Genomic DNA, 14044 nt, shown 5'->3' with positions numbered 1-14044 from the left:
CCTCCTTGTTTTGTCATTCTTTTTTTATTATAACACTGCCCTTCCTGTCGGGCAAGACTAATGCCTGCGCTTCTTTCCGGAAGAGCCCTTACGTTTGGCAAGCAGGGCCTCGAATTCTTCCGCCGAGCAGCCGGATTCCTGCATCCACTGCTCTCTGCGGTGTTTTCTCACGGCAGCGACTCTCGCCTCCCTGATTTTCTGCCTTTTTAAGAAGAACAGAATACCACATGCGACGGCGGCCAGTGCAGCGGCAGCTCCGGCAGCCAGGAGCCAGCCGCGGGACAGATTCATCCGGAAACGCCCGCCGGGGGCGGCCTGGTCTGACAGGCCTTCGGGAACGGCGGATCTGGTGAGACGGCTCCTGACCGCGGGATTGGGGGAAATCCAGGCGTGGCCGACCGTCCGCTCTCCGTATAAGTAATTGACCGTGACCACGGTTCCCGACGGAGTCAGGGACGTCTCATCATAGCTCACAATGGGAACGACGGCAGACAGATCCGCCTCCTTCGGCAGCACGATCCGGCTGTTCTGGTTCAGCAGAAGAAGCGACTGATCCGTATTGGAATCCGAGTAGGTCAGATGATTCTCCGGTACGAGGCTGCCTTCATAGTCGGTAAGCTTCATGGACTGAAAGCGGCTGAAACCGAAATCCAGCAGCTTTTTCGTATCGGTATAATGAGTCTGATGGCCGTTTAAAATGACAGCGATCAGCGTCATATCGTCTTTCTTTGCATAGGTCACCAGCGTGTTGCCGGCCAGCGATGTAAATCCGGTTTTTCCGCCGAAAACCCTGGAATCATAGGCGGCATCGTTCTTCTTAAGCATCTTGTGACCCGGCGAGATTGTCTGTCCCTCGGGAGCCTTCTGGGAGGGCGGAATCTTATAGACTCTCGTCCCCATGATTTCAACGATCTCGGAATAATTCAGCGCCGCCCGGGCGATCAATGCCATATCGTAGGCCGTCGTGTAATGCTCCGGATCGTTCAAACCGCTGGGATTGACGAAATTAGACCCGGTACAGCCAAGCTCCTCTGCCTTTTGATTCATCAGCTTTGCAAATTCTTCCGTGCTTCCGGCCGCATGCTCCGCCAGCGCATTGGCAACCTCATTGGCAGAATGCAGGATCAGGCCGTACAGGCTGTCCTTCACCGACATCCGGTCTCCCGTATCCATGCTCAGGCTCTTGCTCCCCTGTTCCACGTTGTAGACTGCATTCTGTGAGAATTCCACTGTTTCATCCAGTTTACAGCGGTCCAGCACTACCTGGGCCGTCAGAAGCTTCGTGATGCTGGCCGGATAATACGCCTCGTTGATATTCTTCCCATAAAGGATCGTTCCGGTCTCCGCGTCCATCAGGATTCCGCCATCCGCCTCGATGGCCACCTCGGACGGCCAGTCTGCCGCCCCGTACGCTGTCATGGGCATGAGGCTCGCAAATACCACTGCCAGACAGAGTACAAAATAACTCCAAATGTTCTTTTTATGCCGCATAATCAAGTCTCCTGAACATAAACATATTCATTTTCAAAGGAATATTCTTCCCGGTAACGGTATCCTAATGCATGAAATTCCTTTAGCCCTTCGGCGGTCCTTACGCCGTTTGCGGCCATGAAACGCACCATCTCGCCCCTCGCCATCTTCGCGGCGGTCGCTCTCACACGGACCTTTCCCTCCTGCTCTGTGCCGAAGACACAGGTGATGAAGGTGTCGGAAGCGGTAAGCCACGGTTCCACCGCGCGGCTGTACTCTTTCGATGCGAGATTGACAATCACGCCATCCCCATCTGCCGTCAGCTCCTCATAAAGCCGGTTTCCCCAGAAACCATACAAATCTTTCTTTCCATCGACCGGGAGTCTGGCCTGCATCTCCAGCCTGTATGGAACAACGCCGTCACATGCCTTTAAAACGCCGTAAAATCCGCTGAGTATCCGTAAATGTTCCTTCACATATTCCCACTGGGAACCGGTGAAAATATCGGGAGCCATGGACTGGTACTGGAGGCCGACATAAGCCAGTACGGCCGGTGTCAGGCTCCTCTCTAAATCCATTGTCTGGTAACGCTCGTAGTTCTGCTTTGTAATCGCGTCATTGGCGCCGAACAGCTTCTTCAGCTGCTCCATGGAATACGCCTTTAAAATATCGTGAAGCCGTTTTGCATCCTCTAAAAAAACAGGCATGCCCGTCTCCTCTATGATGTCTGTCTGTACCCGCATCTTCTTGGCCGGGGATATGATAATTTTCATTCGCATTCTCCTTGTTGTATAGTCGTAACTATTCAGCCGTGCAGCGGCTCATCCTGCAGTAAATCGTAAGCAATGGCGGAAAATACCCGTATTCCTTCTTCCAGCACCTTTTCGTCGAAATCGAAATCTGCCGTATGCTGCGGTGCTTCCATGGCCGTTATATTCCGCATGCAGATGGCCTGGCCGCCATGAGATTGAACACGGTTCATCATCAGGGATATGTCCTCACTGCCCCAGTTTCTGGCGCAGCGCACACTGCTGACCCGGATATCGGGAAGCTCCCGCTCAATAACCGCAGCGGCCCTGTCTGCCAGCGTCAAATCGCTGTGGTGGGAATCGGCGGCGCCCATGCAGATCATCTCACAGGTACAGCCGTACATGGCCGCAGCCGCCTCACAGACGCGTCTGGCGTTCTCTGCCATATACTCGTTGATCTCAGTCGTCTCCCCTCGCAGCTCTATCTCCATTTTTGCGTAATCGGGGATGACATTTCTTCCGGTGCCTGCGTGAAGCGTCCCCACATTGACCCGGCTGGCGCCTTCGCTGTGACGCGGTATCGCCGCTAACCCCATCGCTGCGCAGGCCGCCGCAAGAAGGGCGTTTCGTCCCTTTTCAGGGAAGCCGCCCGCATGGGCCGGTGCACCGCGGTAGATGACGTCGTACTTGGTGGTCGCAAGGGAGCCATAGGTCGCCGGAGTCACCGCTCCGTCATCGGGGCCGTCCAAAGGCGCAAGATGCGTTCCGACGAAATAATCCACATCGTCCAAATGGCCTTTGGAAACGATGGCTCTGGCTCCCCGCACGCCTTCTTCGGCGGGCTGAAAGATCAGTTTTACCGTTCCGTGCAGCTGTGCCCGCAGATTCATGAGCACTTCCGCCACGCCGAGGCCGATGGCGGTATGGCCGTCGTGGCCGCAGGCGTGCATGACGCCGGGGCACTGCGATGCAAAGCCCTCCCGCGCCGGTCTGTGGCAGGTGTTTTCATCCTCCAGGACGCCGAGGGCGTCGATATCAAAACGGAGGGCGCATACGGGGCCCTGCCCGCAGCGCAGGATTCCGATTACCCCGGTGTATCCCGCCTCCATCTCCTCTGTCAGGTATGTAAGGGGCGTATCCCAGCCTTCCCTAACCAGCTTTGCGTGCTCCCGCCGTGCCTCGTCGGATGGAAGGCCCATTCTGGCTCTGTCATCCACCACCTGGCGGCCAGTCAGCACTTCATAGCCCAGATTCGTTAAAATCCCGGCGATGACGGCAGAGGTGCGCATCTCCAGCCAGCCCATCTCCGGGTGCCGGTGCAGGTCTCTTCTTAGCGCCACGCTTTTCTCATAAAGTTCCTTTGCCATAACTGTGATCTGATCGTACATCTATCTTCATCTCTCTTCTTTCGTATTTAGCAGTTCCCTAAAAGTTTAACATAGGAAACATGGAAAAGCAATTGAAGGAACTTCCAGTTCCGCGTATAATAATCTTAAGTTTTTATAACGAAAAAATTAGGATACCGGAGGCACTTATGAAAAAAATACTGGTTGTCGGTTCCACCTGCGTGGACATCATCCTGAAGCTGGATCATCTTCCCATAACCGGAGAAGATCTCCATCCAAAGAGTCAGACCATGGCACTTGGGGGCTGTGCCTGCAACGTGGCGCACGTGCTGCTGTACTCCGGCTCACAATTCACCTTCCTCTCCCCGGTCGGCGGCGGAATATACGGCAGCTTCGTCAAGGATGCGCTGACTGCTCATGGTTTTCCCATCCCGGTTTATCTCCCCGAAAAAGAAAATGGCTGCTGTTACTGCCTCGTGGAGGCTTCCGGGGAGCGGACATTTCTCTCTCTGCACGGGGTCGAATACACCTTTCAGAAAGAGTGGATGGAGCCTTACCGCATGGAAGATTACGCCATGGCCTATCTCTGCGGACTGGAGGTAGAAGAACCTACGGGGGAGGCGCTGGTGGAATATTTCGAGAAAGAGCGGGGCCCGCAGCTCTTTTTTGCGCCCGGCCCGCGTGGAATCAGACTTTCCGGAAACCGGCTGGACCGGATCCTGGCACTCTCGCCCGTGCTCCATATCAATGAGCAGGAAGCGCTGGAACTGGGAGGCCGGGACAGTGTGGCAGACTCTGCGGCCGCCCTCTTTCAGATCACGGGAAGTCCGGTAATCGTAACCCTGGGTGAACGCGGCGCTTACTGCCATGAAAGCGCAGAAGTCTCCTATTCGGTCCCAGGAATCCCTTCACAGGTCGTGGATACGATCGGAGCAGGCGACGCCCATATCGGGGCGGTTCTCGCCAGCCTTCAGAAAGGAAAAAGCCTGTACGATTCCATCGCGGCAGCCAATCGGGTGGCGGCGGCCGTGGTGAGCCAGGAGGGCGCGATCCTTCCAGAGGATTCGGTTTTGTTTAGAGAAGGCTGAAAGAAAAAATCGACTTTTCCATGATGCAAAATAAAGGCATCAGAGCCGCGGTATCGTCATTCCCCGCAGTTCTGATGCCTTTTTATAATCTTCTAATCTGCATAATTCTAATCCGTATAGTTTTAATCCGCATAAGTTCCTTTGGATTTCACCAGCTTCGGACGGTATCCTGCCTCGGTGAGCGCGGCCATGATGGAGTTCTTGTGGTCGGTGCCGTAAGCCTCCAGTGTGATGCGCAGTTCCACAGCCGAGTTTCGGTTGATGCTGATGAACTGGTTGTGTTCCAGACGGATTACGTTGCCCTGCTCTTTGGCGAGAAGTGTGGAAACCTTGGCCAGCTCGCCTGGCTTGTCCGGAAGCAGGACGGATACGGTGAAGACTCTGTCTCTCTGGATCAGGCCGTGCTGTACGATGGAGGCCATGGTGATGACGTCCATGTTGCCGCCGCTCAGGATGGAGACGATCTTCTTGTTTTCCACCTTCATATGCTTTAAGGCCGCTACGGTCAGAAGGCCGGAGTTCTCCACGATCATCTTGTGATTCTCCACCATGTCGAGGAAGGAAACGATCAGTTCCGAATCTTCGATGGTGATGATGTCATCCACATTCTCCTGGATGTAGGGGAACAGCAGATCGCCGGGGCACTGCACCGCCGTGCCGTCCGCGATGGTGTTGACACCGTTTAAGGAAACTACCTTGCCCTGGCGCAGGGATTCCTGCATACAGTTTGCGCCAGCCGGTTCCACGCCGATTACCCTGATCTTCGGATTGAGCATCTTCGCCAGAGTGGCAACGCCGGTACAGAGTCCGCCTCCGCCGATGGGAACGAGTATGTAATCCACGGTCGGGAGTTCCTTGATGATCTCCATGGCAATGGTTCCCTGGCCCGTAGCTACGTCCAAATCGTTAAACGGATGGATAAAGGTAAGGCCTTTTTCCTCTGCCAGCCTGTAGGCGTAACTGCAGGCTTCATCGAATACATCGCCTTCCAGAACGACTTCCGCGCCGTATCCCTTCGTCCGGTTTACCTTCATGAGAGGCGTTGTCGTCGGCATCACGATGGTCGCGGAGATTCCGGCCAGCTTCGCGGCGTATGCCACGCCCTGAGCATGATTGCCGGCGGAAGCGGTAATTAATCCCTTCGCCTTCTCTTCCTCGCTCAAGGTGCTGATCTTATAGTAAGCGCCTCTTACCTTATAAGCGCCTGTATACTGCATGTTTTCCGGCTTGAACCAGACCCTGTTGCCGGTCTGGGAGGAAAAATATTCGCTGTACACCAGCTTTGTCTCCTGCGTTACCTTGCTTACAACCTCTGTTGCCTCTTCAAATTTCTCCAATGTCAACATAACTTACGCCTCTTCTTTCTCTTCCACATGGAATAATGCATTCACAAACTCCCCTGCGTTAAATTTCTGCAGATCGTCGATCTTCTCTCCAACCCCCACGTATTTGACTGGAATTCCCAGTTCCGACTGGATTGCCACGGCGATTCCGCCCTTGGCGGTTCCGTCCAGCTTCGTCAGGATGATTCCTGTGATATCCGCCACTTCCATAAACTGTCTGGCCTGTGAAAGTGCATTCTGCCCGGTCGTTCCGTCCAGCACCACCAGCGTTTCCCGGTATGCCTCCGGGAACTCCTTGTCGATGATCCGGTTAATCTTCTTAAGCTCTTCCATCAGATTTTTCTTATTGTGAAGCCGCCCCGCCGTATCGCAGATCAGAATATCCGCATGGCGTGATTTGGCTGCGGCCACGGCATCATAGACGACAGCGGCCGGATCGGAGCCTTCCTGCTGGGCGATGATGTCCACGCCCGCCCGGTTGGCCCACTCCGTCAGCTGCTCAATCGCCGCCGCACGGAAGGTGTCTGCCGCCGCGAGAATCACCTTTTTCCCGTCGTCCTTTAACTGGCCGGCCAGCTTGCCGACGGAGGTGGTCTTTCCCACTCCGTTGACACCGATGATCAGCAGAACGGACTGGCGGTTCTCGTATTCATACGCATTTTCCCCTAAATCCATCTGATCCCGGATGCTTTCCATCAGAAGCTCCTTGCATTCGGCCGGGTCCTTTATTCCCTGTTCCTTTACTTTCTTTCTCAAATCCTCCACAATCGACATGGTGGTCTGAATTCCAAGATCTCCCATAATCAGAGTCTCTTCGATCTCCTCATAAAACTCATCATCGATGGCTGAAAAGCCGCTGAAAATGGAATCCATCCCCGATATAATATTATCCCTTGTCTTTTGCAGTCCTGCTACCAGTTTCCCAAAGAATCCCTTTTTCTCACTCATAGACGGCCTCCTTTTACTTATCTAAATCTTCTTCTATCAGATTTACCGAAACAAGCGTTGAAACGCCTTTCTCCTGCATGGTAATACCGTATAAACGGTCTGCGGCCACCATCGTTCCGTGACGGTGGGTGATAACGATAAACTGTGTATATTTCGTCAGTTTATGTAAATATTTTGCGTATCTGTCCACGTTCGAGTCATCTAACGCCGCTTCGATCTCATCCAACAGGCAGAACGGAGACGGTTTTAAGTTCTGAATTGCAAACAGCAGCGCAATGGCTGTCAGGGCCTTCTCTCCACCGGAAAGCTGCATCATGTTCTGCAGTTTTTTGCCCGGCGGCTGGGAGATAATCTGAATGCCCGCTTCCAGGATATCCTCATCTTCCACCAGCTCCAGAGTGCCGCGGCCGCCGCCGAAGAGCTCCTTAAACACCTTGTCGAACTCGGTGCGAATCTCCCTGAATTTCTCCTCAAACTGCCTTCTCATGCCGGTGTCCAGCTCCTCGATGATCTTAAGCAGCGTCTCTTCCGCCGTGACCAGATCGTCGTGCTGGGTCTTCATGAACACATAGCGCTCCGATACTTCCTTATAATCCTCGATGGCGTTGACATTGACATTGCCAAGCTTTTTGATCTCTTCTTTCAAGGATGCGATATGCTTTCGGATCTCCGGCAGAGATTCCTCCTCCCCGCCCTTAAGCTCCAGTGCGGCGGAATAGGTCAGCTCGTACTCATCCCACATGTAGTTTGCCGAGTTTTCCAGGCGCTCCTCCAGCTTCTCCTTCTGACTCTGCAAACGGAATAAATCCTTATCCAGACGGCTCATTCGGTCGGAAAGCTCTTCCCGCTTCTGGAAGAGTTCCTTCTGCTGTCTCGACTTTTCCTCTCTCTCTGCCGTCTTCTCCGCGATCACGGCAGAGAGGCCGGCAGCACGTATAACGGTATTCTCAATCTGTGCCTTTAATCCGGCGATTTCCGCCAGTTTTTCTTCAATAATCAGGTTGGAGTCATCGGTGCCCCCGGATAGGCCGGAAAGCTCTTCCTCCAGGCGGCGGACGTCTTCCCTGACCCGCCGGATATTCTCCAGTTCAAAGTCATCCTTCTGCTTGAGTCCGGACGCCTCCAGCTGGACGGTGGAGAGCGCTTTGGAAGCGTCCTCCCGTTCTGCCTTGGCCGTGTCAAGACGCTCGTGGCAGGAATCCAGACGGCTGTTGATATCCTGATTCTGCCCCTCCAGCCGGATGACCTCGCCTGCCAGCTCGTTCCGGCTCTTGCCGATCTCCCGGATCTGATCCTCCAGCTGGCTGTTTTCGCGTTCCAGATCGCCATAGGATTCCCGGATCTCTTCCTTTTTATCCTCGGTCCTGGAAATGCTCATGCGGACCGTATTCTGGCGCAGATAGCTCTCCTGCTTCCTGGATTTCAATGATTCCAGCTCTTCCCGGCTTTCTGCCAGGAGCGCCTCATTCATCACCAGATCCTGTTCGATCCGGTCCACATCGGTCAGCGCCTTGGTGCAGGCGGCTTCCAGTTCCTCGATCTCACGCTTTCTGCCCAGCAGGTTGCTGGTGTTCTTAAACGCACCGCCGGTCATGGAACCGCCCGCGCTTAAAAGCTCGCCCTCCAGGGTGACGATCCGCAGGGAATACTGGAATTTCCTGGCCAGTGCAATGGCGTTGTCGATGGTATCCACCACCACGACCCGCCCCAGCAGATACCGGATCAGCCCTTCATACTGGCCGTCTGTCTCCACCAGACTGTTGGCTAGTCCTAAGACACCAGGCTCCTTTAACGCCTTGTCCTGATTAAAGGTGTTCCTGTTGCCGATACTGGTAAGCGGTAAGAAGGTCGCCCTTCCGTACCGGTTTTTCTTCAGATATTCGATCAGCTGCTTTGCCGTCTGCTCGGAATCCGTCACAATGTTCTGGATGCTTCCGCCCAGCGCCGTCTCCACCGCGATCTCATACTTCTTCGGAACAGTGATTAAATCGGCCACAACGCCGTGGATGCCGTGAATGCGGTCTCTGACCTCCATGACGCGGCGGATGCTTCCGCCGTAGCCCTCATACCGTTCCGCTATATTCTTCAGCGATTCCAGCTTCGTATAGCTGGTGTGGTATTCCTGCTGCCTGTCGTTTAAATTCTTATTCAGACGGCGGACCTCGTGTTCCAGCTCCTCCGTCCTCGTCTCAGCCGCCGCCTGGGCGTCTCCGAGACTGGCGATCTCGGCTTCGATCTCTTCCAGCTGACGGTTTAATTCATCTAGCTGGCCGTCCTGCTCCGATTCGTCGCTTTTGTACTTTAAAAGCTTCTGACACACCTCGGAACGCCGGACATTTACCTGTTCCAGCATGGTTTCGTACCGCTGCTGTCTGGCGTTAATGGAGGCCTTCTCGTTTAAGGTGTCGATGATGCTGCCCTTGCCGGATTCAATCTCTTCTTCCAGCGCCCGGATCTCCTCATCCTTCTCCTTAAGCGCCTCTTCGGCCGCGGCCAGACGCTCTAAGGATTCCTTAACCTGGGCGGCAATGCCGCTTCGTTCTTCTTCGTAGGCGGAGACCTTCGTCTTCTTATCCGCGATTTCCCCATGGATCGCTGTCATTCGCTTTCCAATGTGTTCCGCGTTCATCTTTTCCGTGTTGATCTGCTCGTTCAGCACGCCTACACGGCCTTCGAGGGTGCCCTTTTCCATGTTGGTCTCGCTGAGAGCCGTTCTGGCCTCGCCTGCGGCTGCCTCCAGCCCGGATAAAAGGGCGTCCAGGGTCTCATATTCCACACGGATATGTTCGGAAGCCTGCCTCGTATCTTCCAAATCCTTCGATACGATGGCGGCCTTTTCCTCCGTCTCCTTTAACTGGCTACGCGTTCCGGCTGTTTCCAGCAGGAACTGGTTCACATCGTATTTCTTTAAGTCTTCCTTTAAACGCAGATATTCCTTCGCGGCCTCAGACTGTTTTGCCAGAGGGCCGACCTGTTTCTCCAGTTCCGTTAGAATATCGGTCACACGGACCAGATTCTGTTTCTCATCCTCCAGCTTCTTCTGGGCGATGGCTTTTCTGCGCTTGAATTTTACGATTCCGGCCGCCTCGTCGAAGAGCTCCCGCCGTTCCTCCGGTTTACCGCTTAATATCTTGTCGATCTGGCCCTGTCCAATGATGGAGTAGCCTTCCTTGCCGATACCGGTGTCGTAGAACAGCTCGTTGATATCCTTCAGGCGGCAGGTGCTTCCGTTGATCATATATTCGCTTTCACCGGAGCGGTAGACACGTCTCGTGACCGTCACCTGATCGTAATCGATGGCCAGCTGGTGGTCAGAGTTGTCCAGAGTGATGGCGACGCTGGCAAAGCCCTGGGGCTTCCTCGTCTCCGTGCCGGAGAAGATGACGTCCTGCATGCTGGAGCTTCGAAGCTGCTTCACCTTCTGCTCTCCCAGCACCCAGCGCACCGCGTCGGCGACATTGCTCTTGCCGCTGCCGTTGGGTCCCACGATACCAGTGATTCCGTTATGAAATTCGAACACGATCTTGTTGGCAAATGATTTAAAGCCCTGTATCTCAATGCTTTTTAAATACATACTTTATGTTGGCAGACGTCTATGCCTGCCTTTCCTTTTCCATTTTCTTAAGCTTTAAAATTCCGTGATAGGCGGCTACTGCTTCCGCAGCCTTTTTCGTCCTTCCGGTCCCCCGGCCGATCTCTTCCTCTCCAATGAGTGCCCGGGACTCAAAGATTTTATTGTGATCGGGCCCTTCTTCCCGCAGCAGTTCATAGGCAAGCGGTTTTTCCGTCTGACTCTGTACGATCTCCTGCAAGATAGTCTTGCTATCAAAAAAGAGCTGTTTATGCTCGATGTCGTTCATGATAAATCGAAGGATAAACTCTTTTGCATTAGCAAAACCACCGTCCAGATATATGGCGCCGATGAGCGCTTCCATGGCGTCCGATACGACTGAGGCCCTTCCGCGTCCGCCGGTCGCCTCTTCTCCCTTTCCCAGCAGTAAGTAATTTCCTAATTCAATGTCCTCGGCGCAGTAGGCGAGCGTCGGTTCGCATACGATGCTGGCGCGGATCTTCGTCAAATCCCCTTCCGGCTTATCCGGATATTTGTGATATAAAAAATCGCTGGAAACGACCTCCAGCACGGAATCACCTAAAAATTCCAGCCGCTCATTGCATTCCAGCTTGTTTAAGCGGTGTTCGTTGGCGTAGGAGCTGTGGGTCATGGCCCTTGTAAGCAGCTGCCTGTCCGAAAAACGGTAGCCAATCCGCCCTTCCAGCTCATTCAGTTTTTTGTTCATTGCGGTCCTCTTTCCTTTACTATGAAAGAAGGTGTTGCGGACAGGCGGCATAATGCCGCCCTGCAACACCCACATCTATTAATTCAGCGCGTTCTTAATCTGTTCTACCGCATCACCGACTGTAGCGATCTTCTCCGCTACCTCGGACGGTATCTCGATATCGAATTCTTCTTCGATACCCATGATGATCTGGAATACATCCAGGGAATCTGCACCTAAGTCATCTACGAATGTAGAAGCCATGGTTACCTCCTCCGGTTCAACGTTAAGTACCTCTGCGACAATATTCTGTAACTTTTCAAATTCCATCTTTTCCCTTCCTCTCTCCTATTCTTTATTTTCCTGATTTTCAGCAGTCAGGCTCTCTCTTATCTTATCATTAATCCCCTGTTCTTTAAAGGCCACGCATTGAAGAATGGAATTACACACTTCCTTTGCCTTGGAATTCCCGTGGGTTTTCACCACCAGACCGTTCAGACCGAGAAGCGGTGCTCCTCCGTACTGAGACGAATCAAAGGATTTCAGTGTCTCCTTAAGCGCTGGTTTTACAAGCAGTGCTCCAATCTTACTTCTTAAGTTCACCATCATGCCGCTCTTGACCTTACTGATCAGAGTGGCACCTACTCCTTCGTAAAGCTTCAGGATTACGTTGCCTACAAATGCCTCGCATACGATAACATCTGCGCCGCCATGCGGAATCTCCCTCGCCTCAATGCTTCCGATGAAGTTTATGTCCCTGCATTCCTTGAGAAGCGGAAACGTCTCCTTAACAAGTGCGTTTCCTTTCTCTTCCTCTGCCCCGATATTGACGATGGCGACCCGTGGGTTCTTCACCCCCATCACATGTTCCATGTAGATGGAGCCCATGCGTGCAAACTGTACCAGATGGGAAGCCCTGGCGTCGACATTGGCACCACAGTCAATCAGCAGAGACGCGCCCTTTTCAGTGGGGATTAACGGCGCAAGCGGAGGTCTTTCCACGCCCTTTATTCTTCCGACAATGACCTGACCGCCAACTAATATGGCGCCGGAACTGCCGGCTGAAACGAAGGCATCCGCTTCCTTCTTTTTCACCAGATTCATGCCAACCACAATGGAAGAGTCTTTTTTCTTTCGTATGGCATTCACCGGAGGTTCTTCCGTCTCGATTATCTCTGTTGCAGGAACAATCTGTATCTGTTCCGCCGGAAAGTTATGCTTTTTCAGCTCCTCAGCTACTGCCGGTTCCTGCCCTACCAGGAGAACGGAGATCTCCCTGTTCGCGTTCACCGCCTGCACGGCACCTGCTACCATCTCAGCCGGTGCATAATCGCCGCCCATGGCATCTACAGCTACTTTTATCATCACAATTCCCCTTTCAAGTCTGGCCTAAGATAACCTATTACATAATATACTAAATATTATTCTATAAATCAATATTAAATTTAAGAAATAAGAGTTCCTTATAACGGTCCTTCTTCTTTCCCTGTCTCTCATCATAGCAGATATTTCCAGTTAAAAAAACCCCTTTTTACGAAAATATACCCGCTTTTCACAGAAAACATTCCACTTACCCTGCCGTGACGGCCACTTACCGGAAAAGCGTGGATATTTTCCCAAGCGTACCTTATAATAAAACCAGATGAACCGGCGACCGCTGTGCGCATGGTAAGAGATCAAAGAACAGAAGGCAGGAGGCGGCAGACATGAAAACGTTGATCAGAGAAATTCCACAGGAGGAACCGGAGCACGCGGATCTATATGTGCACCGCAGGGATCAGGCGGTTTTGCGCCTGGCAGAATACGTGGAGCAGGAAGAGTTTCGCAGTGTCATCCTGACGTGCTTTTGCGGAGAGAAAATCGAGAGGATTCCCAGCAGTGAGATCGATTATATCGAGACGGTACAGGAAAAACAGCTGGTGCACACGGCTCATGGAACATTGGAAGTGAGGAAGAGGCTGTATGAGCTGGAGCATCTTCTCCCTTCCGGCTTCATACGGATCTCAAAATCCGTCATCATGAATATGGATCACGTAAAAACCTATAAACCGATGGTGAACGGCCTGATGGCGGCGGCATTTACAGATTCTTCCGTCGTCTATATTTCCCGGAAATACTTAAAGGACGTGCGCAGTCAGATCATGGAGGTGCGAAATGAAAGAAAATCAAAGGAAAGAACATCGATTCAACTGTAATTTTATTCAGGAAGAAGGTCTTACAGAGATTCTGAAGAAAGGGAGTCTTCTGGGGATGATAATGTTTATCAGCTCACTTGTGACGCTGCGCCTGGCGGCTCCGGAGGGACTTGAGACATTCTGGTCACTGCTCCTTGTAATCCTTCTTTCTTACCTGGCAGCCGGCTGTCTTCTGCAGCTCATCCGAGGCTTTACGCCGCAGCTGGATTCGGCATGGTTTCGGGGAGCGGCCGCCGTGTCCTGGTGCTATCTCCTACTGTTCTTCCTCTCTTTTCTGACATGGCGCCTTCCATCGTTTGTGCGCGCCATGCTGCTGACCAGCGCCGCGGTTCTTCTGCTGCTTATGGAGGCAGAATACCGTTATTTGAAAAAGGTGGCAAAGGACTTGAACAGCAGCGCCGCGGGAAGGACGCTCATCATCGATCTGGACGAAAAGCCGCGTTCCCCGGAAGCGTTTTTCGATCTTCTGGAAACCTACTGCCGGAAAAGCTCTGTTACGCTGGAATACGTAAAGAAGGACATTCCGGCCACCGTGAAGCTTGAAGGCCGCCTGCACACGGTGGCTCTTACGGAGTCCTACATGTACGGCGGCCCTGTCTGGTCTATGGAAATCCGGGAGATTTTATGA

The 14044-nt window shown here is 53.1% G+C and carries 12 protein-coding genes; 3 read left to right on the top strand and 9 right to left on the bottom strand.

The window, feature by feature from the left end; translation table 11 throughout:
• Nucleotides 1-57: 57 nt before the first annotated feature.
• From H8S80_RS07880 to H8S80_RS07870, 3 genes are read right to left on the bottom strand one after another with little or no spacing between them, the layout of a single operon-like run.
• Nucleotides 58-1491, bottom strand: a complete 1434-nt coding sequence (locus H8S80_RS07880; RefSeq protein WP_002604192.1) for a serine hydrolase — start codon at nucleotides 1489-1491, stop codon at nucleotides 58-60.
• Nucleotides 1492-1493: 2 nt separating this feature from the next.
• Nucleotides 1494-2243: a peroxide stress protein YaaA gene (gene yaaA / locus H8S80_RS07875; protein WP_117631654.1), complete on the bottom strand. Its 750-nt coding sequence runs from the start codon at nucleotides 2241-2243 to the stop codon at nucleotides 1494-1496.
• Nucleotides 2244-2275: 32 nt separating this feature from the next.
• Entirely contained in the window at nucleotides 2276-3607 is a 1332-nt protein-coding gene (locus H8S80_RS07870) for an amidohydrolase (RefSeq protein WP_117631652.1), read from the bottom strand.
• 146 nt (nucleotides 3608-3753) lie between these two features.
• On the opposite strand from H8S80_RS07870, the gene H8S80_RS07865 reads away from it, so the two are divergent.
• Complete coding sequence (locus H8S80_RS07865) at nucleotides 3754-4653, top strand: PfkB family carbohydrate kinase (RefSeq protein WP_117631650.1); 900 nt, start codon at nucleotides 3754-3756, stop codon at nucleotides 4651-4653.
• Nucleotides 4654-4775: 122 nt separating this feature from the next.
• Here H8S80_RS07865 and ilvA read toward each other — a convergent pair whose 3' ends face one another.
• The 6 genes from ilvA to plsX form a co-directional block, all read right to left on the bottom strand.
• A complete protein-coding gene (gene ilvA / locus H8S80_RS07860; RefSeq protein WP_002604196.1) occupies nucleotides 4776-5999 on the bottom strand; it encodes a threonine ammonia-lyase in 1224 nt (407 codons plus the stop codon).
• Nucleotides 6000-6002: 3 nt separating this feature from the next.
• Nucleotides 6003-6944 (bottom strand): signal recognition particle-docking protein FtsY, encoded by a 942-nt coding sequence (ftsY, locus tag H8S80_RS07855; RefSeq protein ID WP_002604197.1) that lies wholly within the window; start codon nucleotides 6942-6944, stop codon nucleotides 6003-6005.
• A gap of 13 nt (nucleotides 6945-6957) precedes the next feature.
• Nucleotides 6958-10518 carry a chromosome segregation protein SMC gene (gene smc, locus H8S80_RS07850; protein WP_117631648.1) on the bottom strand — a complete coding sequence of 1187 codons (3561 nt, stop codon included), beginning with the start codon at nucleotides 10516-10518 and terminating at the stop codon, nucleotides 6958-6960.
• Between the two features lie 19 nt (nucleotides 10519-10537).
• A complete protein-coding gene (rnc, locus tag H8S80_RS07845) occupies nucleotides 10538-11242 on the bottom strand; it encodes a ribonuclease III (protein ID WP_002604199.1) in 705 nt (234 codons plus the stop codon).
• A 78-nt stretch (nucleotides 11243-11320) separates the two neighbouring features.
• Nucleotides 11321-11551: an acyl carrier protein gene (acpP, locus tag H8S80_RS07840; RefSeq protein WP_002604200.1), complete on the bottom strand. Its 231-nt coding sequence runs from the start codon at nucleotides 11549-11551 to the stop codon at nucleotides 11321-11323.
• 18 nt (nucleotides 11552-11569) lie between these two features.
• Nucleotides 11570-12586 carry a phosphate acyltransferase PlsX gene (gene plsX, locus H8S80_RS07835; protein ID WP_002604201.1) on the bottom strand — a complete coding sequence of 339 codons (1017 nt, stop codon included), beginning with the start codon at nucleotides 12584-12586 and terminating at the stop codon, nucleotides 11570-11572.
• A gap of 341 nt (nucleotides 12587-12927) precedes the next feature.
• On the opposite strand from plsX, the gene H8S80_RS07830 reads away from it, so the two are divergent.
• Together H8S80_RS07830 and H8S80_RS07825 are read left to right on the top strand one after the other, a co-directional pair.
• Nucleotides 12928-13416, top strand: a complete 489-nt coding sequence (locus H8S80_RS07830; RefSeq protein ID WP_002604202.1) for a LytTR family DNA-binding domain-containing protein — start codon at nucleotides 12928-12930, stop codon at nucleotides 13414-13416.
• A complete protein-coding gene (locus tag H8S80_RS07825) occupies nucleotides 13376-14044 on the top strand; it encodes a DUF4318 domain-containing protein (RefSeq protein WP_117631646.1) in 669 nt (222 codons plus the stop codon). Before H8S80_RS07830 ends, H8S80_RS07825 begins: the two co-directional genes overlap by 41 nt.

This window comes from Hungatella sp. L36, assembly GCF_014288035.1.
The sequence above is the reverse complement of the archived record's forward strand: the minus strand, read 5'-3'. Positions and strand labels throughout refer to the sequence as shown.

Bases quoted from the DNA above. Each gene is read 5' to 3' on its own strand.
- H8S80_RS07880 (WP_002604192.1), bottom strand. From the start codon at position 1,491: ATGCGGCATAAAAAGAACATTTGGAGTTATTTTGTACTCTGTCTGGCA.
- yaaA (WP_117631654.1), bottom strand. From the start codon at position 2,243: ATGAAAATTATCATATCCCCGGCCAAGAAGATGCGGGTACAGACAGAC.
- H8S80_RS07870 (WP_117631652.1), bottom strand. From the start codon at position 3,607: ATGTACGATCAGATCACAGTTATGGCAAAGGAACTTTATGAGAAAAGC.
- H8S80_RS07865 (WP_117631650.1), top strand. From the start codon at position 3,754: ATGAAAAAAATACTGGTTGTCGGTTCCACCTGCGTGGACATCATCCTG.
- ilvA (WP_002604196.1), bottom strand. From the start codon at position 5,999: ATGTTGACATTGGAGAAATTTGAAGAGGCAACAGAGGTTGTAAGCAAG.
- ftsY (WP_002604197.1), bottom strand. From the start codon at position 6,944: ATGAGTGAGAAAAAGGGATTCTTTGGGAAACTGGTAGCAGGACTGCAA.
- smc (WP_117631648.1), bottom strand. From the start codon at position 10,518: ATGTATTTAAAAAGCATTGAGATACAGGGCTTTAAATCATTTGCCAAC.
- rnc (WP_002604199.1), bottom strand. From the start codon at position 11,242: ATGAACAAAAAACTGAATGAGCTGGAAGGGCGGATTGGCTACCGTTTT.
- acpP (WP_002604200.1), bottom strand. From the start codon at position 11,551: ATGGAATTTGAAAAGTTACAGAATATTGTCGCAGAGGTACTTAACGTT.
- plsX (WP_002604201.1), bottom strand. From the start codon at position 12,586: ATGATAAAAGTAGCTGTAGATGCCATGGGCGGCGATTATGCACCGGCT.
- H8S80_RS07830 (WP_002604202.1), top strand. From the start codon at position 12,928: ATGAAAACGTTGATCAGAGAAATTCCACAGGAGGAACCGGAGCACGCG.
- H8S80_RS07825 (WP_117631646.1), top strand. From the start codon at position 13,376: ATGAAAGAAAATCAAAGGAAAGAACATCGATTCAACTGTAATTTTATT.